Origin of the sequence: Photorhabdus sp. RM323S (assembly GCF_042879375.1) — a bacterium.
GTDB lineage: Bacteria > Pseudomonadota > Gammaproteobacteria > Enterobacterales > Enterobacteriaceae > Photorhabdus > Photorhabdus tasmaniensis.
On the sequence record NZ_JBHFKZ010000036.1, the window covers coordinates 24,425 to 50,603 of the forward strand.

At 41.7% G+C, this 26,179-nt stretch carries 16 protein-coding genes; 6 read left to right on the forward strand and 10 right to left on the reverse strand.

Annotation, left to right across the window (positions count from 1 at the left end; genetic code table 11):
- Nucleotides 1-144 precede the first annotated feature (144 nt).
- The 7 genes from ACGF7G_RS14875 to mfd form a co-directional block, all read right to left on the reverse strand.
- Nucleotides 145-990, reverse strand: coding sequence for a TauD/TfdA dioxygenase family protein (locus ACGF7G_RS14875; RefSeq protein ID WP_387466462.1), 846 nt, complete (start codon nt 988-990; stop codon nt 145-147).
- A 12-nt stretch (nt 991-1,002) separates the two neighbouring features.
- Nucleotides 1,003-1,980 carry an L-tyrosine isonitrile synthase gene (pvcA, locus tag ACGF7G_RS14880; protein ID WP_387466463.1) on the reverse strand — a complete coding sequence of 326 codons (978 nt, stop codon included), beginning with the start codon at nt 1,978-1,980 and terminating at the stop codon, nt 1,003-1,005.
- 791 nt (nt 1,981-2,771) lie between these two features.
- Entirely contained in the window at nt 2,772-3,557 is a 786-nt protein-coding gene (locus ACGF7G_RS14885; protein ID WP_387466465.1) for an SDR family NAD(P)-dependent oxidoreductase, read from the reverse strand.
- Nucleotide 3,558: 1 nt separating this feature from the next.
- Nucleotides 3,559-4,884: a cytochrome P450 gene (locus tag ACGF7G_RS14890; protein WP_387466467.1), complete on the reverse strand. Its 1,326-nt coding sequence runs from the start codon at nt 4,882-4,884 to the stop codon at nt 3,559-3,561.
- A 25-nt stretch (nt 4,885-4,909) separates the two neighbouring features.
- Entirely contained in the window at nt 4,910-6,829 is a 1,920-nt protein-coding gene (locus ACGF7G_RS14895; RefSeq protein ID WP_387466468.1) for a carbamoyltransferase C-terminal domain-containing protein, read from the reverse strand.
- Between the two features lie 28 nt (nt 6,830-6,857).
- The gene (locus tag ACGF7G_RS14900) at nt 6,858-10,121 is read right to left on the reverse strand and encodes an aminotransferase class I/II-fold pyridoxal phosphate-dependent enzyme (RefSeq protein ID WP_387466470.1); all 3,264 of its coding nucleotides are present in this window, start codon (nt 10,119-10,121) and stop codon (nt 6,858-6,860) included.
- 480 nt (nt 10,122-10,601) lie between these two features.
- Nucleotides 10,602-14,051 (reverse strand): transcription-repair coupling factor, encoded by a 3,450-nt coding sequence (gene mfd / locus ACGF7G_RS14905; RefSeq protein ID WP_387466472.1) that lies wholly within the window; start codon nt 14,049-14,051, stop codon nt 10,602-10,604.
- Between the two features lie 198 nt (nt 14,052-14,249).
- On the opposite strand from mfd, the gene lolC reads away from it, so the two are divergent.
- From lolC to pepT, 5 genes are all read left to right on the forward strand, one after another.
- The gene (lolC, locus tag ACGF7G_RS14910) at nt 14,250-15,452 is read left to right on the forward strand and encodes a lipoprotein-releasing ABC transporter permease subunit LolC (protein ID WP_387466473.1); all 1,203 of its coding nucleotides are present in this window, start codon (nt 14,250-14,252) and stop codon (nt 15,450-15,452) included.
- Nucleotides 15,445-16,149: a lipoprotein-releasing ABC transporter ATP-binding protein LolD gene (gene lolD / locus ACGF7G_RS14915; RefSeq protein ID WP_133812670.1), complete on the forward strand. Its 705-nt coding sequence runs from the start codon at nt 15,445-15,447 to the stop codon at nt 16,147-16,149. Before lolC ends, lolD begins: the two co-directional genes overlap by 8 nt.
- Nucleotides 16,149-17,396: a lipoprotein-releasing ABC transporter permease subunit LolE gene (lolE, locus tag ACGF7G_RS14920; RefSeq protein ID WP_387466474.1), complete on the forward strand. Its 1,248-nt coding sequence runs from the start codon at nt 16,149-16,151 to the stop codon at nt 17,394-17,396. The genes lolD and lolE overlap by 1 nt, the downstream gene beginning before the upstream one ends.
- 90 nt (nt 17,397-17,486) lie before the next feature.
- The gene (gene cobB, locus ACGF7G_RS14925; protein WP_387466476.1) at nt 17,487-18,329 is read left to right on the forward strand and encodes a Sir2 family NAD+-dependent deacetylase; all 843 of its coding nucleotides are present in this window, start codon (nt 17,487-17,489) and stop codon (nt 18,327-18,329) included.
- Nucleotides 18,330-18,384: 55 nt separating this feature from the next.
- Nucleotides 18,385-19,647 (forward strand): peptidase T, encoded by a 1,263-nt coding sequence (pepT, locus tag ACGF7G_RS14930; protein ID WP_387466478.1) that lies wholly within the window; start codon nt 18,385-18,387, stop codon nt 19,645-19,647.
- A 202-nt stretch (nt 19,648-19,849) separates the two neighbouring features.
- On the opposite strand, the gene ACGF7G_RS14935 is transcribed toward pepT, so the two are convergent.
- The 3 genes from ACGF7G_RS14935 to phoP all read right to left on the reverse strand — a co-directional run bounded on the left by ACGF7G_RS14935 (nt 19,850) and on the right by phoP (nt 23,268).
- Nucleotides 19,850-20,971, reverse strand: coding sequence for a JmjC domain-containing protein (locus ACGF7G_RS14935; RefSeq protein ID WP_387466480.1), 1,122 nt, complete (start codon nt 20,969-20,971; stop codon nt 19,850-19,852).
- A 145-nt stretch (nt 20,972-21,116) separates the two neighbouring features.
- On the reverse strand, nt 21,117-22,580 hold the full coding sequence (phoQ, locus tag ACGF7G_RS14940; protein ID WP_387466482.1) for a two-component system sensor histidine kinase PhoQ: 1,464 nt from the start codon (nt 22,578-22,580) through the stop codon (nt 21,117-21,119).
- Nucleotides 22,581-22,599: 19 nt separating this feature from the next.
- Nucleotides 22,600-23,268 (reverse strand): two-component system response regulator PhoP, encoded by a 669-nt coding sequence (gene phoP / locus ACGF7G_RS14945; protein WP_387466484.1) that lies wholly within the window; start codon nt 23,266-23,268, stop codon nt 22,600-22,602.
- A 529-nt stretch (nt 23,269-23,797) separates the two neighbouring features.
- Here phoP and ACGF7G_RS14950 point away from each other — a divergent pair.
- On the forward strand, nt 23,798-26,179 hold a 2,382-nt coding region (locus tag ACGF7G_RS14950), incomplete at its 3' end, for a filamentous hemagglutinin N-terminal domain-containing protein (RefSeq protein WP_387466487.1).

A 26,179-nucleotide genomic window follows, 5' to 3' on the forward strand; every position in this document is an offset into this window, starting at 1 on the left:
GTGGGTTTTAATTAATAAAATCAGGGGTGGATTATGATTGACTCCCAACAGATTTATATCTGTTTTAGCTGATAGCTACATTGTAGTGGCAGAGTAACCAATAACTACAATGGGAGTCAAAATAATGGATTTTTCTAGTTATTTCTATGCTATTAGGGCTTGATTGTTAAATACGGGATCAGATTGAATATGGATCCTCTGTAAATGTCGCTCTGATTTAGCCGTAAATCCTTCTCGCCCATGTAGCAGAGAAAAATTATCCACAATCACTAAATCGCCTTTTTGCCAGGCATGAGCATATAAATGGCGCTTATCGTATAGCGTATTGATAAAATCTTGCTGAAATTCTGCTACCTGATTAGGATTGATATTATGATACTCAATAGCATGTTTATTCAGGAATTTCTCACCATCTATCGCAGGTTCATTGTATCTGATAACAGATCCACATCCATCCGGATGTTCTTCTAATAAAGGAGAATGAACTATTCCACCATAATGAGTAACTTTATTGATGCGATAAGTAACAGATACATTTTTCCATTGTTCTAATTGTTGCGCAGTGGCATTAGCAACCACAAGACGGGTATTGACAAAGGTGGTTCTACCCCCTTGGTCGCTTTCCGGTGCGTGTGCACAATGGAACATGATAAATTCGGGAATTGTCGGTTTATACATGCCATCCCAATGAAGTGGCATATAGCTGTTATCAAATACGTGATCGGTAGCATCCTGATGTTCACGGACATCTAAAATAGCACCGAACGGCCACATCATGATTTCCCCCCAATTACGGGCATAATCTTCATACTTTTTGTGATCAGACAAGCCAGATTTGAAGCCACGTAATATAAGCAAATGGTGTTTTTTGATCAGTTGTTTTAATTCTTCTACAGATAACGTATCAATATTCTGGTCGGAATATTGTGGCGTAATCCTTAGGCCAAAGGGGGTCATCTCTTCTGTCTGAAATCTATTTAAATCTGTCATAATTATTTTCCTTTAAATCACATAATGGCTGGGTTTTCCATGAATATTGACTAATTTTCCGCCCATCATCTGAACTTCTTTATGTTTCATTAATATGAACTGCCCATTTACATTGGCTGCGACACCATGCCAGGGGGTTAACCAATCATCCCTGGTTGGCATCATATGAATACCGAGTTTAATACTGTCTGCTGGCTGAGGATGAATAGACAGACGTATGGCTTCCGGGAAATGAGTATCTAATAAACTTCCCCAGGCCCAACTTCGCTGAATAACACCGATAGCTCTCTGTTTGGCATCTTTTTGTAGGGCATTGTTTGATCCGGTATAGCCGGGTAATAAGCTATCTTCATATAAAAATCGGGTAACTGCCCGATACAATTGCAATCCCTCACTGTTTTGTAACAGTTGGTTTTTGATGGATTCCTCAGGTCGGGCGTAATGTTTTACTAACATATGCCTCTGTAAATCAAAATCATCACTATGCTCGCAGAGGTTCTTATCGTCATTGAGATTAAATGTGCTTAAGTTTATAGCACCCATCTCATTGAGTAATTGTTTAATATCTTCATGATATTGACTAATGACTTCATCATTGACCCGAATGAGATCACCGAAAACATGCCCATCTGAACAGATAATAATACGGGCACCAGGCGGATAATAAAGCTGTATACGCTGGCACAGAGAATTAAGAAAAGTCAAAGATAAGCGTTCTGCCATATCGGGAGCAGTGCCAAGCACTTTATTTTTATTTGGTGATTTTGTTGGGAATGCCGGCAAAATAAATTCGATCGGTTTTTTATTTTTGACGAAATATGCAATTCTGGGTAATTGTACGCTTTTAATAAGCTTTTCTTCTTGAACTAAGTCTCTTTCTGATTCAGTAAATCGTCTGCGGTATTGTAACAACTCATGCAGAATCTGCATGGAAATATTGCTAGAAGAAACATTATCAGAAGTAACGTTATCGTAAGTGATGCTTTGCATAATGACTATTTCTCATTTTTATCATAAATATCTATTCTTTTGCTTCTTAAAAACAGATAAATACGAGTTCAACTAATTGGTATGGACGAAGTTTAAAATGATGCAATTAAAAGACAATATAATATTTAGGAATATATAATAATTTATTTTTTATCAAACAATATGTTTGAATATAATTTTATTAGTTACTCAATATATTTGATTGATTGTTACAATAGGGCACAGTTTTACAAGGATATTATAATATTAGACATCTGGTATTACCACTTAAGTAAAATGTTAAATTGGAGCTTAAGATGTTTCTTCCCTCCTCTAATATATTATTTAATTGTATGCAAGTGGTTGAATATATAATAAAAAATTATGATTATAACAGAATGATATAATTCAGGTTAGAGTGGTAAATTATTGTATGGGATTGATAATCGGGGTTACCATTACGAGCATGGCTATATCGAGTTATTATTTCCCGAAAACCGGCTTTTTTAATCTAATCAAGGTAATAATTCAGGTTCTATGTGAATATTTCAGTATGGCTGTGATTTTAGCAAAAATGCTGGGTTCTGCTGGAGGGTTATGCGATATGCTGGCGCGGTTGGTTAAATCAATGTGAGTCTGCAAGAACGGGTGTAATCGCGCCAGCGCGTCGATGTGTATAGGCCTGTACATCGACTAACTGCCTTTCAAGTCAACTCATCTGACGCAGCGCTGTCCTCAAAATCTGTGGGGATCCAGTGACAGGATTTCTGAACCGCCGTGTTACAGACGCCTTTTGTACTTGAATGCAGGAGCTATTTTCTTTTTAATGAAACAATGCGTTGTAATAATCGTGGGAAAAATCGGTTGAGATATACACCGATCACCTCTTTGCCGCCAGGATATATTTCTCTTTTTTTGCCAATAATTGCCTTAACAATTTTTTTTGCACACAAATTAACTGGCATACCATGTACCAGTTCGTTATCTATGTGTTGATAAGCACTCCCATTTCCCGTGAGTGATCTCATTGTAATATCGGTATTAATGAAACCGGGACAAACCAGCGTGACATTAATATGGTCTTTTGTGTGTTCAGCTCGCAGAGATTCAAAGAAACCATGCAGTGCATGTTTTGATGCTGAATAACCCGACCTGTCAGGGGTACCAAACTTACCGGCTATACTGGAGAGGACGACAAAATGGCCGCTCTTTTTTTCTACCATCAATGGTAATATGGCTAATGATATATTAATTATAGATAAATAATTTAATTTAACTAAACGTTCATAAACAGAAAATTGGGTATCTGCAATTAAAGAGCGCTGACTCACCCCAGCGGTAAAAATGACACAATCGATATTACCCATAAGTCCAATAACTTTATTTGTTGCTTCTTTTGCTTCTTCGTAATGTGTTATGTCAAACGGGATAATATTTTCCGACGGCAGATTAATTTCCTCAGCTAATCCTTCCAATAGTGCTTCTTTCCGGCTCGAAATGACCAGATTTTTAGTATAAGTGGCGAGTTCCTTGGCTAAAGCATTACCAATCCCCATTGATGCGCCGATGATCCAAATATTTTTGCCTACTATATTCATATTATACCCCCTTATCGTCAGGCGACTCTCTCCAGACCCCATTAACACCATTGACAGGTCTGATGGTTATGCCTGCTTTTAATTCCGGATATTCCTGATAATTTGTTTCGAAAAATCCTTTTTTACAAAATTCACCAATAATAATAGGTAAAACCATGCGAGCATAATTTATACCCAGACAAATCCGGGGGCCTGCGCCAAAAGGAATAAAAGTGCGGTTAAGCTTATGGCTATTAATTTCCCCAAGCCAGCGTTCAGGAATGAAATCGTCAGCTTTATCCCAGTAATCAGGGTGTCTTTGCAAACAATAAGGGGAAACAACAACCATTGTTCCTGCCGCTATTTTATACTCACCTATAGATACATCTTCTTTGGCTGTGCGGGAAAAAGACCATACCGGAGGTAGAAGACGCATACTTTCATTAATAACAGCATTGGTATACTTTAATTCGAATATATCTGAGGCATTTTCTAGCACTGCCGAAGTGTACTCATCTTTAATGATTTTATACCAGCGTTTATAGCGAGAAATGAAATAAAATGTCCATGTGGCAGCTGATGCTATTGTTTCATAAGAGGTTAAAAAAAGAGTAAGAAGTTGATTCTTTATCGCATCATGGTCATTTTCATTCTCTATAATCATGTTTAATAAGCAATCTTGATGACCTTCACTGGCATTATTTTTTATTATTTCTGCAATTTTCCTATCAAGTACTGATTTTTCCTTCCTGAATTTTAAGGAAGAGATGGTAGGGATTTGAGGAGGAAGTTTAATGATTGCTTCAAGACGTTTAATGACATAATCGGATGCCCTCTCAAGAGCTATTGAAACATTATGCCTGCTGGTGTCAATACTACTTTGTCCAAATAGTGTTTTTAACGCAATACTCATTGAAAGATCAAGCATATCCTTGAAAATGTCACGTTGATGACCATCTAAAACAGTATGATAAGAAAATTGAGTGATGATATCTTTTACGGGAGCAATTAAGGAGTTTAAACTCGTTATATGAAATGCATGCCTTGCATTATCACGTTGTTTTTTCCAGACATCTCCTTCTGTTGTTACCATACCTTGCCCAAGAAGTAATTCTAATTCTCTATAGCTGGGACTCTTAACAAAAAAATTCATTTTCTTTGCTAATATTTCTGCCACCCAGTCTGGGTTGTTAACAAAGACTATACTTTCTGGACCCATTTTTATAATACTAATATCACCATTTTCTCTTGCCGCTTTAAGAAATAGCGATAAAGCATCAGATTTATAATCCAATATAGAACCAATTAAAGGCAAGCCTTTTATTTTTTTAATTTCTTGATATCTCACTTTACTTAACTCCTTTAATTTTTTATTAAAAATTACCGATAATAAGTAGAGGATGACGGAGGCCGGACTTTTCAGCGATCCGGCACTGGTAATCGAAGTCGTGATACGCGTGTTGCATTTGTTGAACCGTAGAGTAGCCATGAATGTTGAAAGAGGTATTTATAAGCGCAATATATCCGGTTTTATTTTCGATTTTCTGTAGCATTTCCACATCAACTTTTGATTTGGCAATAAGCGGCCTGCCGGTAATTTTACCATCGTGCATTCTATGCATGATGCCCGCATATTTTTCTTCTGATATATTATCATTATAACTTAAGGCGATAATCATACCGTGAAGTGAACCAACGACTCTGTTTATTTCTTTAATATTAAATAGAACAGATAGATTTTCAGCTCTTAATACCGGAGCCATCGGCATATGGTCATCTCTTCCATTGAGAAGGTTAATTTCTTGTTTAAGTTCGGCTGTGGGTAAACACAGCGTTGAATTTGACAACAGCGCTCTGGGGCCTAATTCCCCCCAATTTTTCACTGTATTAACAATATATCCCTTGCTAATATAATAAGCAGCTTTTTCAATAAAATCATCTTCATTATCTGTATGAATAACATGCTTTCCATACTTACCGTGGTAAGGCAAAGATAAATTACGTTTTAGCAAGAGTAGGTCTACGCTTCTTTTCGATAATTTTTTATCAAGAATAACCGCACCTGTTAAAGCATGAACAATATCACCAGCAAGTGGGGAACAACAGATATCACCTTTTATATTGTTCAGTAAGACATTATTTAATTTTACATTGAAATGAACGCCGCCACCAACAATCAGGTTTTCAACTTTTTCAGTATTAATCAGTTTTATCAGGTAGGTTTCTAAAAATTTGTTGGCAATATATGATGAAATGATGCGTATTTCTAATTTACTTAATCCGTTTAAATGCCTTAGCAACCAAGAGGGCATCCTGACATGCTTCGCTGCTATTTCCTGCATATATTTAACAGAAAAACCATGCTCAAAGTGCTGATGTGCGATTTTATCTGAAAGAATTTCTGATGGAGATTTCTTTATTCCCAGCAGGGTTATGGGATAACGGAAATTGCTCCATTGCAGTTTGATTTTTTTTCGTTCATAGTGATCCACGTTTTTCTCTGAAAAATTTGTATCATATACTCCGGGTAAAAAAGATTTGATGTCATTTCTGATGGCTGACATTAAACCACATTTCTTATTAGATAAAAAACGGTCTGATAATTTGCTTATAATACCGTTTAGTTGATTAATTTTTTTCTTGTCTAACAGGCTTGTTATCTCTGTTTCGTAACCAAGTGATTTATACTCGTCTTTTAGTGGCGAAAAGCCCGTATCGGCATTGCATACCAATCGAGCAAAAAGTATTCCACATGAGAGGTCAGCCGCAGATATTCTTTTTACTCTCTTTAGCGTTTTTATACAATTTTCCAATGTTTTACTTTTATCGATAGTCACTGTATATAGGGAAGTGGCTTCATAATCGTCACCTGTACCATCAGTGATCAGTATATGGTACATTTTAGGTTCTTTATTTTTCTTATGATGTTCCCAAGCTTCAATAATACCATTAATTGCGTGAGTAGAGTGATGATTGACTTTTAATTCGTATAAGCTTATTTTTGCAATGAATTTATTAAATGCCATTTTGTCATTGCCACATAAAGCCATGATGACATGGTTATAATCTATTTCCCCAAGAAAGTTAATTATATTCAGCTCATTAATGTCATATCGCATCAGTTTTAAAATCGTATGAATGGGGACATATTCCCCACCTTTGGAACGACTCTCTTTTTCATCTTCGATGGCAAACATATCATCGGCATTATTCCATATTACGGCTGAAGCATTATGTCCTAAAAAGAGACATGCGTTTTTATAGTACTCTCTTTTTTTCTGAGTCATATTCATTACATGCTGCCTTTTAAGTTAAAGTTAATCAGATATACTCTTTTATAATATTGAGGACTTTATTTATATCCTCAACCTTGTGACCATAATTAATAAATAATCGCAAACGAGCTTTGTTTTCGGGTACAGCAGGATACAAAATAGGTTGTACATTTATTAAATTATCCCTTAGTTTCTGGTAAATATGTATGCATTTATTTTCGTCACCTATCATGAGAGGGATAACCGGGGTATCTTTACTCAATCCAGTATCCAGACCCAGTTCGTTGGCTTTGTTTATAAAATATTTTGATAATTCTTGTACATTATGAACTCTGAATTTTTCCTTTTGTATGACCTTAATTGCTGCAAGCGCAGAGGCTGCAACAGCCGGTGGCATTCCCGTTGTGTAAACAAAACCTGGAGTCGTATACCTTAAATAAGTTATAAATGATTTTTTTCCTGCGATATAACCACCACAACTTGCGAAGCTTTTACTTATTCCACCCATAGAAATATCTATTTCTGCTGGAGTGACATCACAATGCTCACAAATACCCCTTCCACTTTCACCCACAACGCCAATGGAGAGGCATTCATCAACCATCAGAAGTGCTTTATATTTTTTCTTTATTTCAACAAATTTTTTCAGGTCAGGAATATCTCCATCCATGCTGTAAGCACCCTCAATGAAGATCATCACTTTCTTGTAGTTTTTCCTTTTTTTACTAAGAATCTCCTCTGCCATCCGCCAATTATTATGAGCAAATGGCATCATTTCTGCCTGAGACAGTTTTCCGCCCTGAATAAGGCTGTCATGGCTATACTCATCGTACAAAATGAGATCACCACGTTGCATTAAGTGTCCTATAACCGTGACGTTGCAAAAATTACTGCTCACAAAAGTAATCGCGTCTTCATGACCGGTAAATTTAGCTATTTCTGCTTCCAGCTCAACATGAACCGGGCGTTGACCAGCAACAATCCTCGCGGCTGAAGGGCTGGTGCCATAGGTATTTATGGCATATATTGAGGCCGATTTAACGTCAGGATGTTGGGCCAGACCAAGATAATTATGGTTAGAGAAATTGAGATAATTTTCCCCATTCATGACGGTATGAGAACCATTCACACCCTCATGTGTTGTAAAGAATGGGGGGCTGACGCCTTTCATTGACTCAAGACGAGATTCAATTTCTTTAACCCCTTTCAAATATATTGGATTGAAGAAATCATCTGATATAACGGCAATATCTTCAAAAACGTGATGGTCATCCTTATTTTCCAATTGACCCGTAATTTGGTTACGCAACTCAGGTGATAGTTTATTGTATCCGCTAATAAAATTATATATTGCTTCCAGTTCATTCAAGAAAGATCCCAGATATTCATGGCGATCAAACATATCCGAGGGTAACGGATGAGATGTTAAATCTGAAAAATCAGCCAATAGCGTTGCTTTTTGCAGTGAATCAATTGGCAGGTGCTCAAGGCGAAATTCTTCACTTTTTATATCTGCTAGCGTTTCTCCCGTTTCTCGCATCAGCCAGTGATCAAACCAGTTTCTGATGACGGAGCTATGAGAATATTCGTTATTATTTTTCTTATCACTATTAGCACTCTGGGTATGCCATTCATCAATAACAATTAATTTGCCTGAGTTAAACATTTCCTGCATTGCTTTTCGGCGCACTTTACCGCTTGAAGTTTTGAGGATCCCGCCGGGTTTAATCAGTATTACTTTACTAACGGAAACTTCATGATGATTAGTGACATTAACTCTTATTTTTTTTATTATTTCTTGGGTGTTTATTTTGTTAATTTCAATTCTTTTTACTTCTTGTATAACCACCACGCCTTTATCGTCCGAAAAAGCGATACTTCCTCCAGAAATCAGCGAGGGATCCGTCATATGTGACGTATTCTCAATATCCTGTGGATAGTGATTTTTTCCTCTTATGATAATTAAGTCTTTAATTCTTCCACTGATGTATAGTTCATCATCAAATAGAAAACCTAAGTCACCCGACCGTAAATACGGTCCTTTATTATCTGATGTATACTGATTGAAGGTATTATCGGTGGCAATTTCATTACTCCAGTAACCATAGGTAACTGAAGGCCCTTTTACCCAGATTTCACCCACTTTCCCTTCTGGTAATATTTCTGATGTATCTGGGTTGCAGATAATAATTTCGTGATTTTCATCTGGTTTTCCATGACTAATAAGCACAGCGTTATCATCTGCTTTGTTGGCTTTAATAACATTTCCTTCACTCAACGCTTTGGAATTAAAGTTTTCTACTTTCATTCCGCTGCTATTCGTTACCGGTCCTGAAACATACAGAGTACTTTCGGCGAGTCCATAGCAGGGATAAATGGCTTCTTTGTTAAAACCGTAAGGGCTGAATCGGTCGCAAAAACGCTGAATAACATCTGCTCTTACCGGTTCTGCGCCGCAAAATGCGTTCTTCCAACTTGAAAGGTCGATAACTTCCAGATCCTTGTTACTTATTCTTTCAACGCTTTGTTCATAAATAAAATTAGGTCCTCCTGAAATGGTTGCTTTATATTTTGAAATGGCTTTTAACCATCGAATTGGTTGTTGAATAACCGAAGTTGGCGGCATTAATACCACTGGAATTCCGCTATATAAAGGTTGAAGGATCCCACCTAATAACCCCATATCATGGTAAGGTGGAAGCCAAATGACGCCGCAACCCTCTTGTGAACATGAAAATCTATTTTTTATTGATTCTAAGTTACTCATTAAATTTTCATGACTGACCATGACTCCCTTGGGATCCCCCGTTGAACCTGAAGTATATTGGAGGAGTGCCAGGTTTGATCCGGTTCGATAGGGTGCACTTTCCTTCGCGTTTATTAAATCTTCAGGACAAATTACAATGACGTTATTGAGGCTATTCACTTTTGCAAGTGCTTGCTTTATTTTTTCAATCTGTTCTGAACTGGTGATGATTAACTTGGCATCACTGTTCATGATGATTTTCATAATAGTATCCCAGCCTCTTCCATCAGGGCGGGAATGATTCACGGGTACAGCGACAACACTTGAATATAAGCAAGCTGCCATTGTTTGAACAAATAGCAGGCCCGAAGGCAACATGATTATTACCCTCTCTCCGGGCTGACAATATTGCTGTAAGTAATAAGCAATACTTTTTTGCCCCTGGTGCAGATCCTTCCAACTCAATTGTTCTTTTTCACTTTCACCGTCACATAGGAACTTGAAAATTAACTCGCCAGCTGTTTCTGATGCTCTTTTTTCGATCATTTGACAGATTGCATTCATTGATTCATTCCCGTTGCCAAGCTCGCGCCAATGATTCAGTTTTATTTACTTTATTTGAAATGTAAAGTATCGATATAACAATAGTTAAATATAAATTATTATAAACTATTTTTGATATAATAATCTGATATTAATTGATTTTTATCATTATTTAGTCGATATATAGTTAAATCTTGTAATTTATATGATTGAATTACAATCATTGTCTACTATCTTAAATAGCGTAATTTGGTGATAATAATTAAATAAAACTGTTTTAACTGGCGGGATCCAGGATCAAATAATGATTGGCAAAGTGCAGAATAGCGACCTTATTTTTTCGCTGTCCAGATTCTGTGTTGATATGCGCAGGTAGGGGAAATATGCCGCGCCCGCCGTTTTTTGCTAGCTTTGTCTTGCGCGAAATTAAGGCTAAAATGTCATTGCGTAAACGAGTGTTTACGCAATGGGTTGTAAAGGTCCGGGAAAGTAAAAAAGGCGTTAAGAACCGAGTTGATGATGTTCAAAAGTATTCAGTAATTGCTGAATAAATTCCAGGCGTGCCATCCTCTCGTTCAGGTCAGTAATGAATTTCAATTTAGCGGGGCCATCTAACCGGTAAATTTCAGGCTGTTTCTGTAACAGGCCGATCAGATAAGTTGGATCAACTTTATTATTTTTCTCACTAAATTCGATGAAACCGCCTTTTTCATGGGCTTCTATGCGCTTAATCCCTAATTTCTGAGCGGATAAACGAATTGCCGCCGATTGTAATAAATGGCGTCCAGGATCAGGTAATGTGCCGAACCGGTCTATCAATTCAACCTTTAATTCTGCTAATTCCGATTCGTCTCTGGCGCTGGCAATGCGTTTATAGAAAGATAAACGCATATTGACCTCAGGTATATAATTATCAGGTAATAAAACAGGCATACGCAATTCAACCTCCGTCTGACTATTCGCCAAGTCTTCAAGTGAAGGTTCACGACCCGTTTTTAGTGTATTAACCGCATTTTCCAATAGCTCCATATAGAGTGTGAAGCCAATCGTTGTCATCTGACCACTTTGTTCTTCACCGAGAAGTTCACCGGCTCCGCGGATCTCAAGGTCATGGGTTGCCAGTGCAAAACCCGCGCCCAAATCCTCAAGGGAGGCGATGGCTTCCAGACGTTTGTGTGCATCGGTTGTCATGGCTTTTGGATGCGGCGTCAGAAGATAAGCATAAGCCTGATGATGAGAGCGTCCGACACGTCCTCGTAGCTGATGCAATTGAGCCAGGCCGAAATGGTCAGCACGTTCAATAATGATGGTATTGGCACTTGGAATATCAATACCTGTCTCAATAATGGTGGTGCAAATCAGGACATTAAACCGCTGATGATGGAAATCAGTCATCACCCGTTCCAAATCTCGTTCACGCATTTGCCCATGACCAACGGCAATCCGTGCTTCCGGTACTAACTCTTCGAGGCGCAGTTTCGCTTTCTCAATATTTTCGACATCATTATAGAGATAGTAAACTTGACCACCACGCAAAATTTCACGCAACATCGCCTCCCGAACAACCAGGCTGTCATATTCGCGCACGAACGTTTTGACCGCCAGGCGACGGGCGGGCGGTGTCGAAATGATCGAGAGATCTCGCATACTACTCATGGCCATATTGAGCGTTCGTGGAATAGGAGTTGCGGTAAGTGTCAAAATATCCACATCGGCGCGCATCGCTTTAATCTGCTCTTTATGGCGAACACCAAACCGGTGCTCCTCATCGACAATTAACAAACCCAGATCTTTCCAGTGCAGGCCACTTTGCAGCAATTTATGAGTACCGATAATAATATCGACTTTACCTTCGGCTGCCATTTCAACGACTTGTTGCTGTTCTTTCGCGCTGCGGAAACGGGATATCATTTCAATACGTACCGGCCAATTCGCAAAGCGGTCACGGAAATTATCAAAATGTTGTTGAGCCAGAAGCGTTGTCGGAACCAATACCGCCACTTGTTTGTCATTATGGACGGCCAGAAATGCAGAGCGCATTGCAACTTCGGTTTTACCAAATCCCACATCGCCGCAAACCAAGCGATCCATCGCTACTGGTTGACACATATCATTGAGGACGGCGTTAATCGCCTGCTCTTGATCTGGTGTAGTTTCAAATGGAAAGCTCTGACAGAACAATTGGTATTGTTCCCAATCATGTTTAAAAGCAAATCCTGGTTTTACGGTGCGGTGAGCATAAATATTAAGCAGCTCCGCAGCCACATCGCGTACTTTTTCAGCCGCTTTCTGACGGGCCTTGCTCCATGCCTCTCCGCCCAATTTATGTAATGGCGCATTTTCATCTGCGCCACCAGCATAGCGGCTAATCAGGTGCAGGGAAGACACCGGAACATAAAGTTTGTCTTCACCGGAATAGCTCAGGATCAGATATTCAGCCTTGATCCCTCCGGCTTCCAGAGTGGTTAACCCTTGGTAACGGCCAACGCCATGTTCCAGATGGACCACTGGCTGACTGGGGCGTAATTCTGCAAGGTTACGGATCAGGGTATCTGTATTGATGGTGCGGCGGGTATCCTGACGGCGGCGCACAACACGCTCACCGAGCATGTCACTTTCACAGATCAGCGCAAACGCATTCTTTGCATCAATAAAACCATGTTCAGCCGCACCAATCATCAAAAAGTAGCCTGATGATTGTGCTTCATGTAATTTGCTGATTTTAATTGGCTTGATCTTTATTCGTGATAACAATTCTTGCAATGTTTCTTTTCGGCCTTCGCTCTCAACGGAGAAAATAACGCGGCCACTGAACTGTTCAAGGAAACGGCGAAGCTTATCCAGTGGTGCCTTATTTTGTGCAACAACGGCAAGATCCGGCAGTCGCTGATAATCAAGATTGATGTGGCTGGCTTTTTGACTGAGCTCTGCCGTTTTGAGTTGAATGCGGGGCCAGTTTTTCAGCTCTGAGAATAATTTATCAGCCGGAAGCCAAAGTTCTTCTGGTGGTAGGAGAGGGCGCATGGGGTCAACTTTACGGCTCTCAAAACGTTGTTGAGCATCCTGCCAGAAACGTTCCGCAGCGGGGATTATCTCTTGATTGATAATCAAGGTGTTGTCTGGCAGATAATCAAATAGCAAAGGCAAGGGTTGGTTGAAAAACAGGGGTTGCCAGTATTCTATCCCGGCCGGTAATGTCCCTTTACTGACTTGCTGATAGATGTGCTCACCGTCACGACGAACTTCAAAACGTTCTCGCCACTGGCTGCGAAACAGTTCAATCGTCTCTTTATCCGTAGGGAATTCATGAGCCGGCAGTAAGTTGATTTGCTTGACCTCGGTCAGCGTGCGTTGGCTGTCAACATCGAAAATTCGCAGGCTATCAATTTCATCATCGAAAAAATCAATACGATAAGGGTGCTCGCTCCCCATTGGAAAAAGATCAAGCAGTGCGCCACGGGTAGCAAATTCGCCATGTTCAAGAACTTGTTCAACACTGCGATAACCCGCTTGTTCCAATTCCGTACGCAGTTTATCCCGCGAAAGCCTCTGACCTTTGCACATAACCAGCGCGTGCCCGTGAAGAAACTCATGAGGGCAAACCCGTTGCATTAAGGTATTTATCGGCAGGATTAAAACACCTTTGGTCATGGTTGGCAGACGATAGAGTGTGGACAGGCGATTGGAAATAATTTCCTGATGAGGAGAAAAACTGTCATACGGCAATGTTTCCCAGTCAGAAAGGAGATCAATAGGGCAGTCGGTAAACTGATGGATTTCATCATGCAGACGTAAGGCGTTTTGCATATCCTTGGTTATCAGTACCACAGGGCCTTGATGGCGTTCGACAATTTCAGCACACTCTACAGCATAAGCTGCGCCAGTAAGTTGGCCTAACTGGCGGCTATCACCGCGGCGTTCAGGAAGTTCATAACGGTATTTTGAGGACATAAGCGTTAATGTGTTCTCTATGATTCAGTCCATTCCCAACAGATTTTTCGACTCATAATGGTCTTAAAGTAAACACGCTGGCAGGTTGAGAGAAAATAAAAAAAACCACAGATCCGGGCGTTGGTGGTTCCATAAAGTATAGCTACCCTTTATTATCGCCGAACACTTTGCTTTGGCAACAGGGGAGTAACAGATTTTATGTTCCAATCTGTCTCATTATTTATAGGTTTGCGGTATATGCGTGGCCGTGCGGCTGACAGATTTGGTCGGTTTGTTTCATGGTTATCGGCAATTGGTATTACTCTCGGTGTTGCGGCATTAATTACAGTATTGTCCGTGATGAATGGTTTTGAGCGTTCACTGGAAACCAGTATTCTTGGTTTCATGCCGCAGGCTGTTGTGACGTCGGTGAAAGGTTCTCTGGATCCGGGAAAGCATCCCGCCAGCGAGCTTGCGGATTTGAAACAAGTTAGCAGGATTACCCCCTTGGTGGTGGGAGATGTCGTATTACAAAGCCCCCGCAATGTTGGTGTGGGCGTGATGTTGGGTATCACTGCTGATGAATATGAACCGCTGACGGAATATCTGATCAGCACTTATCGTCAGCAACTGGAACCCGGCAGCTATAATGCGGTTTTGGGCGAAAAACTGGCCAGGGAGCTTGGGGTAAAACGTGGTGATCGGGTCCGCTTTATGGTGCCGGGTGCAAGCCAATTGACACCGATGGGGCGTATTCCCAGTCAGCGTCTATTTACGATTGTGGGTACTTTTGCTTCTAATAGTGAAGTAGACGGCACACAGGTTTTGGTTAATCAGCAAGATGCGGCTCGTCTGATGCGTTATCCGCAGGGTAACATCACCGGCTGGCGTCTCTATCTCACAGAACCCTTGGCTGTAGATAATTTAAGCTTGCAAACCCTGCCGGAAGGATTGTTGTGGAAAGATTGGCGTGAACGTAAAGGTGAATTTTTCCAGGCGGTAAGGATGGAAAAAAACATGATGGGCTTACTGTTAAGTCTGATTATTGCTGTAGCTGCATTTAATATCATTACTTCGCTTGGCTTGCTGGTGATGGAAAAGCAGGGTGAAGTGGCGATTTTGCAAACACAGGGACTGGTACGCCGTCAGATTATGACCGTTTTTATGATCCAAGGAGCCGGTGCCGGGATCATCGGTACATTACTGGGAACTGGGCTCGGTGTGCTGCTTTCCAGCCAGCTTAATAACTTAATGCCGTTGGTTGGTCTGTTAACTTCCGGGGTTGAATTGCCTGTTGCGATTGAGCCATTACAGGTAGCCACAATTGCAATTTCAGCGATGGTTATCGCCTTGTTATCTACGTTATATCCTTCCTGGCGTGCTGCTGCCATTCAACCTGCTGAGGCTTTGCGTTATGAATAATCAACCATTACTGCTGTGTCATAATTTGTGTAAAAAATATCAGGAAGGGCAAGTACTGACCGAAGTGCTGAAAAATGTCACTTTTGCTATCAAACAGGGTGAAATGATGGCGATTGTCGGGAGTTCTGGCTCAGGTAAGAGTACACTTCTGCATTTGCTGGGTGGATTGGATACACCGACCTCCGGTGAAGTCCTGTTTAAAGGGCACTCTTTGAATAAAATGTCTTCTAAAGCCAGAGCAGCGCTGCGCAACCATGAATTGGGTTTTATTTATCAGTTTCACCATTTGTTGCCTGATTTTAACGCAATAGAGAATGTGGCTATGCCACTGCTGATTGGCGGAAAAAACCGCAGCCAGGCACAGAAGAAAGCATTGGAAATGTTGGCAGCGGTTGGTCTGGAGAAACGGGCTCATCACCGCCCGTCAGAATTATCAGGGGGTGAACGCCAGCGAGTGGCGATTGCCAGAGCTCTGGTTAATGAGCCTGCTTTAGTTTTGGCTGATGAACCTACTGGTAACCTTGATTTACGTAATGCCGATAGTGTTTTTGAATTATTGGGCGAGCTTAACCGACAGCAAGGCACGGCATTTCTGGTTGTCACCCATGATTTGACACTGGCTGGCAGGCTGAATCGTCAGGTGGAGATGCAGGATGGTTATTTACAGGATAAATTGACCCTGACGGGGGCATTGTAATGGCGAATTTGCCTCTCTCTTTAGTCACTGCCCTGCGATTTAGCCGGGGGCGTCGTCGTGGTGGCATGGTATCCCTGATTTCAGTGATTTCCACGCTGGGGATTATGCTTGGTGTTGCTGTTCTGATTATTGGTCTGAGTGCCATGAATGGTTTTGAGCGGGAATTGAGAAACCGGATCCTTTCGGTTGTTCCTCATGGTGAAATCTATGCGGTCAATCAGCCTTTTGAGCAGTGGCGGCCAGCATTGGAACGGGTAAAAAACACAACCGGCGTAGTTGCTGCTTCACCTTATATTACTTTTACCGGATTAATGGAAAAAGGCGCCAGCTTACATGCTGTTCAGGTGAGAGGTGTTGATGCAGTCACTGAGGCTCAGGTCAGTTCATTACCACAGTTTGTACAAGATAATGCATGGCAAAACTTTCAGGCAGGTCATCAACAGGTCATTCTTGGCCAGGGGGTTGCTAATGCTTTGAAGGTTAAACGGGGCGATTGGCTGACTGTTATGATCCCGAACAATGATCCAGAAATGAAACTATTGCAACCAAAGCGGATCCGCTTACAGGTCAGCGGGGTTTTTCAGCTAAGTGGCTTACTTGATCACAGCCTGGCGTTGATTCCTTTGGCGGATGCACAGCAATATTTGGATTATGGACAGGGGATCACCGGAATTGCGATCAAAGTTGATGATGTGTTTGCCGCGGATCAACGGGTAAGGGCTGCCGGTGAAGCATCACAAGAATATGTCTATATCAGTAGTTGGATAAGAAATTACGGTTATATGTATCAGGATATTCAGATGGTACGCGGCATTATGTATTTGGCAATGATTCTGGTGATTGGCGTGGCGTGTTTTAATATCGTTTCTACACTGGTCATGGCGGTAAAAGATAAAAGCAGTGATATTGCTATCCTGCGAACCCTCGGCGCGAAAGATGGGCAAATCAGAGCGGTTTTTCTCTGGTATGGATTACTGGCGGGTATGGCAGGCAGTATTGCCGGCGCGATAGTTGGCGTGTTGGCATCACTGAATCTGACAGCCCTTATTTATGGCCTGGAAAAACTGATCGGCCATCAATTTCTTTCTGGTGATGTTTATTTCATTGATTTCCTGCCATCTGAGCTACATAGCATGGATGTTCTGTATGTTCTGGCGACAGCCTTGATTCTGAGTTTACTGGCAAGTTGGTATCCGGCCAGACGGGCAAGCCGACTTGATCCGGCGCGAATTTTAAGTGGGAAATAATAAGCCGGCTATTGGCATGAGCTAAACAAAGGCGCTATGGTATAAAAAATAGAGACCTAAGCAGTATTGAGAAATCTTAAAGGAAATCATATGCGTGTTCGTCGTCGGCCTGGTCGGTTTCGTAAGGTTAAGCGTTTGCGGCATCAAAGGTTTCGTAGCCGCATTTTCTATAGGGATAATCGATTGGCACTGAATATGAAAAAACCTTATGTAGTGGTACTGACTGGCGCGGGTATTTCGGCTGAATCAGGTATTCGGACTTTTCGCTCCTCTGATGGATTATGGGAAGAACACCGGGTGGAAGATGTTGCTACACCTGAAGGTTTTCAGAAAGATCCCGCATTAGTACAGGCATTTTATAACGCCCGGCGTCATCAACTTCAGCAGCCAGAAATCAATCCGAATGCGGCGCATTATGCTTTGGCCGCACTGGAAAATGAGCTTGGCGATCATTTTCTCCTGATTACCCAGAATATCGATAATCTTCATGAGAAGGTGGGTAGTTATCGTATTGTGCATATGCATGGTGAGTTACTCAAAGTCCGTTGCTGTCAGTCTGGGCAAGTGTTCGAGTGGACAGGTCCTCTGACGACAGATGAACGTTGCCATTGTTGTCAGTTCCCATCACCATTGCGTCCGCATATTGTTTGGTTTGGTGAAATGCCTTTTGCTATGGAACAAATCTACTCTGCATTGGCTCAGGCGGATATTTTCATCGCTATCGGCACTTCCGGGCATGTTTATCCTGCGGCTGGATTTGTGCATGAAGCTAAACTGGCAGGGGCACACACAGTAGAGCTGAATTTGGAGCCGAGTCAGGTAGAAAGTTTGTTTGATGAAAAGCATTATGGGCCAGCCAGTAAGATAGTGGACGAATATGCCCGAAGGTTAATTAATAAGATAAAAGAATTTAAAGCTGATTTGACGCAATAATTATTCTGTTTCTCTTCCTCATAATGGGCAGTCAGGTTCCCGGGGGAAGAGAATAATGGACAGACTACTAGAGCGTTTTTTTAAATACATATCTTTTGATACTCAGTCAAAGCCGTCAGTGAAAACCATTCCCAGTAGTGATGGTCAGCTTGAACTGGCCAACGCGCTGAAACAAGAGCTGACCGAGCTGGGTTTCTCCAATGTGATTCAGAATGATTATGGCTGTGTTATGGCAACATTACCTGCCAATACACCATGGCCTGTACCGGCTATCGGTTTTATTGCTCATCTTGATACTTCGCCAGATTTTCCTGGAAAAAATGTCAGCCCACAAATGCTGGAAGATTACCGGGGGGGTGAGATTGCCCTAGGGGCTGGTGATGACGTGCTATCGCCAGTCATGTTTCCTGTATTGCATAGCATGTTGGGGAAAACATTGATTACTACAGATGGCAGAACGCTGCTTGGTGCTGATGATAAAGCGGGTATTGCAGAGATCATTACCGCAATGGTTCGCCTGAAAAACAGTAATATTTTACATGGTGATATTCGGATAGCGTTTACACCTGATGAAGAGACGGGGAAGGGAGCACGCTATTTTGATATTAATTCATTTGATGCTGAATGGGCGTATACCGTAGATGGTGGTGGTGTGGGTGAACTGGCATTTGAAAACTTCAATGCGGCGGTGGTAACAGTCAAAATTGTTGGCAATAATGTTCACCCTGGTAATGCTAAAGATGTCATGATCAATGCCTTATCGCTGGCAATTTGTATTCATCAGGCATTGCCATCGCAAGAAACACCGGAACATACCGACGGATATGAAGGTTTCTACCATCTGAAACGTATTAAAGGTACGGTGGAGCGCGCCGAAATGCACTATATTATTCGTGATTTTGATCGGCATAATTTCGAAGAACGTAAGAAGAAGATGATCAAAATTGCGGAAAAAGCCGGTGAGGGATTACATCCTGATTGTTATATCGAACTGACTATCGATGACAATTATTACAATATGCATGATGAAGTTATCAAATACCCACATGTTATTGAGATTGCCAAACAGGCGATGTTGGATTGTGACATCGACCCCATTATTAAACCCATTCGTGGTGGTACTGATGGGGCACAATTGTCATTCCGTGGTTTGCCTTGCCCGAATATATTCATGGGAGGGTATAATTATCATGGCAAGCATGAATTTGTTTCATTGGAGGGAATGGAACAGGCCGTGAATGTGGTTATGCGTATTGCTGAGTTGACTGCACTGTTGTCTAAAAAAGTTGAGAAAAATTCAGGGGCTTTGCACTATTGAATAATTTGAACAGATATTAATGGCAAATCCTGGCGCCACAAGTTTTTGCATTTACGTGGAGGTGACTTGGCTGATAAACACGATTAATACAACTTTTGATAACTGCCTCTTAATCGGAAGATCTGATTAAAAGGCAGTGAAGTAATAACCGGGTGAGAAGTGACACAAAATTATTTAAAGGTTCACCTTTTGTGATGAGACATTAATCATTAAAGTACCAATAGCCACTGTTTACCAATGCAGTGAGCAGCCTGATAAAACGCACATCATCTATTGCTTCACCCAGCATTTCTGCATTAATCACATAATGGTGGCAAAGAACATCAGCGGCTTTAATATGAGGCGTATCGATTAATTCACCGTTCACAAAGCACTGATCACCAATTCTGATAACGCGTAATCCGTTAAGGCGGTGGAGATTTTCACCTTGTTTCATTAATTCATAAATTTCATCACTTTCATAGGGCGGTTCTGGTGGGGCAATATCAAATTCATGCCGAGACTGAGAGATGAATTCGCCAAACCATTGTTGGAAAGTTTCAGGTTGTGCCAATAATTCGTTCATCATTGCGTTCAGCGCAGATAGTTCATGTTGCTGGACCCGTGCCGGGTTTTCGCGGAAGGTCAGATCAGGATCGCTATAGCGATAACTACCTAAATCATTAGCCAGCACATAATCGGCAAAACTACTGAACAGCTCGCGGGAATTGGGCGCACGGAAGCCAACTGAATAATTCAGTGAATCTTCAATCGCATAACCTTCATGGGGAAACCCGGGTGGAATATAGAGAATATCGCCTGGTTCCATCTCTTCATCAATAATGGCATTAAAGGGATCGACCTGTAACAGATCGGGATGAGGGCAGCGTTGCTGCATGGGGATTTTTTCCCCAATGCGCCAATGACGGCGACCTACCCCTTGAATGATAAACACATCATATTGGTCGAGATGCGGGCCAACGCCCCCACCGGGAACAGAAAAGGAAACCATGAGATCGTCCATCCGCCAGTCAGATAACACGCGGAAGGGTTGCATTAATGCGGCAGAAGGATGATGCCAGTGATTAACCGCTTGTACTAGCAGTGACCAATCCTTTTCACCTAAATGATCGTAACTTTCGAATGGACCATGAGAGACATCCCAACGGCCATTTTTCTGGCTGACCAGACGGCAGTCAACTTCATTCTCCATAGCCAGACCTGCCAGCTCATCGGGAGTAAGTGGATCAATGAATTGACGGAAGCCTTGTTTAATCAGTAAAGGGCGTTTTTGCCAGTGATTTTGCAAAAACGCCTGCCAGTCCAGATTCAACTGATAGTCCATAGTGACATCCTGAGTGTGAAGTGAGTTTCAGGATATTATAACGAATGAGTTGAATTGAGTATCAGACTGCACAGGCATATTTAGCAAAAATAGCCGTAAATCTTCGTCCAATGCGGGCGGAGACAGAAGAGTGGAGAGCAGTCGCTTAATCGTCATCATTAATTTGCTGACACCGGAATATGACGCAAATTCTGGCACCGCCAAGTGGGCTGTCACTGATACTGATATCACCGGTATATTGTTCAATAATTTCAGAAGCAATTGACAGCCCAAGCCCCTGACCAGGCCGTAAGGTATCGACACGTTGGCCCCGTTGGAAAATCACTTCCCGTTTATCAATTGGAACGCCTGGGCCGTCGTCATCGACAATAATCATCACCGAGTCATGATCAACAGTGACTGAGATTTCGACAAATTTAAGGCAATATTTACAGGCATTTTCCAGCACATTGCCCATGACTTCCATAAAATCATTTTTTTCACCAAGCCAGGTGATCTCCGGCGATACATCTAACGTCAGGCTAACCCCTTTACGTTGATAGACTTTTGTTAAAGCGCTGCACAGGCTATCCAATAACGCTGGAACAGAAGAAACTTTCCGCATAATAGTACTGTGTTCGCTGCGCATACTGGCCCGGTGCAGGTAATAGCCTATTTGCTGAGAAATACGGCTGATTTGCTCAAGCATGATGGGTTCGGCCTGTTGAATCGTCATTTGCTGACTGTTACGTAAAGAACGGAGGGTTGATTGCAAAACAGCCAGTGGGGTTTTCAGGCTGTGTGTCAGATCAGCCAGCGTTGTCCGGTATTTTGTATAGCGGTTGCGTTCATTATTGAGCAATACATTAAGGTTACGCACTAATCCCCGCAGCTCGGTTGGTGGGTTTTCATCCAGTTTTTCCCGTTCACCTTTCTCCAGCGAGCTGACTTGATGAATCAGCGACTTAATTGGCCGCAAACTCCAGTGTGCCGCCAACCAGATTAAGGGGATGACCAGAATCAGATTGGCAATCAATACATAGCCGAACCACTCCCACACCATAACTGTTTTTTGTAAATCCTGTGGAATAGTATCGATGACGACAATGGTTAACGCTGGCAGATGATCTGTCGCACTGTATCGGTTAACAGAAACGGAGTGGGTCAGCTCATTGTCTTCATTTTCGTCGAGCTCGTTAAGTTTACCTAATTGTCTTTGCATATTGGCCGAGTCTTTTAACAAGTCCCGGCTGTTTTTCAGGTCAGTATCCAGATCATACAAACCATCTTCCTTCAACCATTCACTTGGAATCGAGTTCTCTACTTTCGGGAGATGACGTTGACGCCAGAGGATAGCCCCTTTGTTGTTATAAATCAGAACCAGTGATGGGTTATTTAATGTGAAATTGGGGGGAACTGAAATATCCAGTTTATTGTTATTCCACTGGGCAAGACTGAAAAATAGGTTACTCTGACTGCGTAGCAGTGTATAAGCGGTTTTATCAAAACTGACCAGATAGCCGACAATGGCAACAATACCGTAAGACATTGTCAGAGCCAGAATAACGGCGGCAGTCGCCATTAAAAATCGGGTACGGAGTGAGAAAGGCTTCTTTTTGTGCTTTAGCACTGTTTTACCCATCAAAGTTTTACACATCAAAACGATAGCCTTGACCACGGACAGTCACGATAGCTTCATAAGGCCATATATCTAGTATTTTCTTTCTTAACCGACCAATTAAGACATCAATGGAATGGCCTTCGCGTAGTTCAGCATCGGGGTATAACTGGCGCATTAATGCATCTTTAGTAACCACTTTGTCACTATTGCACATCAGTATTTCAATAATCCGGTATTCAAACGCTGTTAGTTTAACATTTTCACCATGAATCGTTAATTCTTTGCGTGACAAATCAATTCGAAAGGGGGGGAATTCAATAACCTGAGAAACTAACCCATTATTACGGCGTAGGAGTGCCTGCATCCGGGCAATAATTTCCTCAAGATGAAATGGCTTGGTGACATAATCATCGGCCCCTGCATCAAGAACGGTGACTTTTTCCTGCCAGCTTTCACGGGCTGTCAGAACAAGAATGGGGAGTTTTTCATCTTTCTGACGCCAGCGACGGATCAAACTCAAACCATCTTCGCCGGGCAAACCAAGATCAACAATAGCAATATCTGGTTCGCTTTCTGCCAGATAGTAATCGGCTTCTTTGGCATTTGCCGCAGCATCAACCAGATGGCCTGTGTCACGGAGCTGTACTGTCAAATGATGACGCAGCAGCATGTTGTCTTCAACGATCAATATCCGCATGGAATATTCCTTCTAAAAACACCAACTGGCAGTATTGTAATAATCAATTTATTCAAACTGTTATTGTTATATAGACAAAACTGCCGGTAAAAAATGCAATGCAATGGGCTTGGCTGAATATGTTAGATATATGGATCTGTAACAGCAAGTCATCAAGTAGAAATATAGAATATAACTTCACTATGTGTTTGGGATTGGTTTATAAAAATATTCCTAAATACATAAGCAGAATGTCACACCCCTGCCGGATTGGGGACGTAATATCATTAATAAACTTAAAGAACGGGTATTATTTTAAAAAAAGTATTTTCAGCCTTATCACCACTTTCCAGCATTTAATACATCGCATTCCCCATTGTCAGGATTAAACAACTCGACTTTGATCACATTTCATACCATTCATTCAGACAGATAAATAATTACTCATTAGAATAGTTTGTTCATGTCACTATCAGTTTATCACTATTTTCTATGGAAAGATGACCGTTTTATCACCAAAGCCAGATTCACTAAAAAAAGAGAGAGTACGATGGATCAACGCAACACCCCGATGGTCAGGGCCATGGGTTATCTTTTAATTTACCTGACTGCGGTCTATCCGCTTCATCCGGCTATTGCGGCTGGGATAAAGCCGGATAACGGCCAAACACAGGTACAAAATCAGGGTAATGTCCCGGTGGTGAATATCGCCACACCGAATGACGCCGGGATATCCCATAACACCTATCAAGAGTTTAACGTTGCCACTCAAGGTGCCGTACTCAATAACGCCACTCAGGCGGCCCAATCACAACTGGCCGGGCAACTTAACGCTAACCCGAACCTCAAAGGCAACGCGGCGGAACTGATTATTAATGAAGTCACCGGCAACGGGCGTTCTGAGCTGCAAGGTCAATTGGAAATTGTCGGCAATAAAGCCAACGTGATGATTGCCAACCCTAACGGCATCACCTGTGATGGCTGTGGTTTTATCAATACTGCCGGTGCCACCCTGACCACCGGTAAACCCCAGTTTGATAAACAAGGTGCACTGGAAGCATTGGAAGTTAAACAAGGCCAGATCACCATTGGCGGCAAAGGGCTGGATGGCAAAGCGACGGATTATGTCGATATCATCAGCCGGGCAACGGAGTTAAACGGGAAAATTCAGGCTAACACCCTCTCTCTGACGCAGGGAGCCAACCGCATCAGCTTAAAAGACGGCACGGTTAATCCTCTCGCCGGAGAAGGCGCTAAACCGCAATTAGCCATTGATACCAAAGCGTTGGGCGGCATGTATGCCAATAAAATCCGGCTGGTGGCCACTGAAGATGGTGTTGGGGTTAATTTGAAAGAGTTAACCAGTGACCAGCGTGATATCACCTTAAACGCTAACGGTAAAATCGAATTAGGCAATACCAACGCTAAAACTGACTTAAATATTATCGGCAAAGAAACTAATATTGCTCCCAATAATAAAGTGCAAGCGGAACGGGATATTACCCTGGCAAACACCACCCTGGAGAATAAAGGCCGCGTCACCGCCGGCCGGGATATGCGGGTATTTGGTGACACCGTACGCAATACCGGTGATAAAGCCTTACTGCAAGCCAACGATAATCTGTGGATACAGAAAGATGCGCAGGGGAATAAAGGTCAGTTAGTCGAGAATAGATCCGCGACGATAAAAACCGTCAAGGGGGATTTGATTGTCAGGACTCATGAGCTGAATAATGCCCGCAGTCTCTATTTTTTTGAAGAAAGAGAAGCAGCCCCCAATCCGGCAGATAAAAATTTCAACATCCTCGCAGCACAACATAAGCATGGACATAATTTAAAAAGTATGCAACCCAGTGTTCTCACATCGGGTGGAAATATTTATATTAACAGTGATATATTATCAAATCAGGAATTGAGCAAAATTGAAGCTGAAAAAGATATTTTCCTGACGGGAAAAAAACTTTTAAATACCAGCAGAATATCGGAAGAAGCATCAGGGTATTTTAATCTCTTTGAATACTTCCCCAAAGACACTTATGTATCTATCACCGATTCACTTAATACCCCCGCCGGTATCTACAAACTCTCGTCTAATAAGCTCCTCGAAAAAATCAACACATATCACCCATGGGATGATAAAAGTTATCATATTTTACCGCCGGGTGAAGTAAAATACGATATAAAAAAAGACAACCTGATCCTTGAGCGGGCAAGTATCATCGCGAAAGGTCATCTTATCGCCGACTTTAGCGATAGCATTAATATTGATACTGACTACCCACATAAATCGCCCCCCAGTTCAGATTTCTATTATGACCTGCCGGCCAGCAGTGAAAAGCTGCCGGAAATACTGTCGGCTAAAAATATCTTATTACACGGTGGAGAGATCACCCTCAAAGATAAAATCAACGCGGCTAATGATCTAAACATAATTTCTGAAAGCGATATTACCCTTAAAAATTCAACACTTTCGGCACCCAATAATTTATCTATGACTGCCGTCAATAATATCAATATCTGGCAAAGTGATATAAAAGGAAAGGATATCACCGCTATCAGCCGTCATGGCGATATCCTATTGCATAATGGTGATCAATTCGGTTATCTTTGGCGCCAACAGAGTACTAATGATCATCCTGTCTCCAATAAATTAGATGCCGTCGGGAATTTAACTATTAACTCGGGTAAAAACCTCCTTTTACAAAACGTCTATTTACAACCGGGTAAAAATATCTCTCTGATAGCAAATAATGATGTGACTATAGAAAACCATGCAGACACCTATAATTTTGCCAAATCAAAGACAGCAAACAGGCATAATGCCCCCATATCAGGGATATTAAATGCCCTTGAATCACTGACAATCCATGCTGGAAATAATATTTCCGCCAAAGGCGCAGATATCTCTGCGGGGAAAGATATTTATTTAATT

What these genes read in the sequence shown, in the direction of transcription:
- ACGF7G_RS14935 (WP_387466480.1), bottom strand. Translation starts at nt 20,971, where the DNA reads ATGGACTATCAGTTGAATCTGGACTGGCAGGCGTTTTTGCAAAATCAC.
- lolC (WP_387466473.1), top strand. Translation starts at nt 14,250, where the DNA reads ATGTTCCAATCTGTCTCATTATTTATAGGTTTGCGGTATATGCGTGGC.
- ACGF7G_RS14875 (WP_387466462.1), bottom strand. Translation starts at nt 990, where the DNA reads ATGACAGATTTAAATAGATTTCAGACAGAAGAGATGACCCCCTTTGGC.
- mfd (WP_387466472.1), bottom strand. Translation starts at nt 14,051, where the DNA reads ATGTCCTCAAAATACCGTTATGAACTTCCTGAACGCCGCGGTGATAGC.
- lolD (WP_133812670.1), top strand. Translation starts at nt 15,445, where the DNA reads ATGAATAATCAACCATTACTGCTGTGTCATAATTTGTGTAAAAAATAT.
- ACGF7G_RS14895 (WP_387466468.1), bottom strand. Translation starts at nt 6,829, where the DNA reads ATGAATATGACTCAGAAAAAAAGAGAGTACTATAAAAACGCATGTCTC.
- pvcA (WP_387466463.1), bottom strand. Translation starts at nt 1,980, where the DNA reads ATGCAAAGCATCACTTACGATAACGTTACTTCTGATAATGTTTCTTCT.
- pepT (WP_387466478.1), top strand. Translation starts at nt 18,385, where the DNA reads ATGGACAGACTACTAGAGCGTTTTTTTAAATACATATCTTTTGATACT.
- ACGF7G_RS14900 (WP_387466470.1), bottom strand. Translation starts at nt 10,121, where the DNA reads ATGAATGCAATCTGTCAAATGATCGAAAAAAGAGCATCAGAAACAGCT.
- ACGF7G_RS14885 (WP_387466465.1), bottom strand. Translation starts at nt 3,557, where the DNA reads ATGAATATAGTAGGCAAAAATATTTGGATCATCGGCGCATCAATGGGG.
- lolE (WP_387466474.1), top strand. Translation starts at nt 16,149, where the DNA reads ATGGCGAATTTGCCTCTCTCTTTAGTCACTGCCCTGCGATTTAGCCGG.
- phoP (WP_387466484.1), bottom strand. Translation starts at nt 23,268, where the DNA reads ATGCGGATATTGATCGTTGAAGACAACATGCTGCTGCGTCATCATTTG.
- cobB (WP_387466476.1), top strand. Translation starts at nt 17,487, where the DNA reads ATGCGTGTTCGTCGTCGGCCTGGTCGGTTTCGTAAGGTTAAGCGTTTG.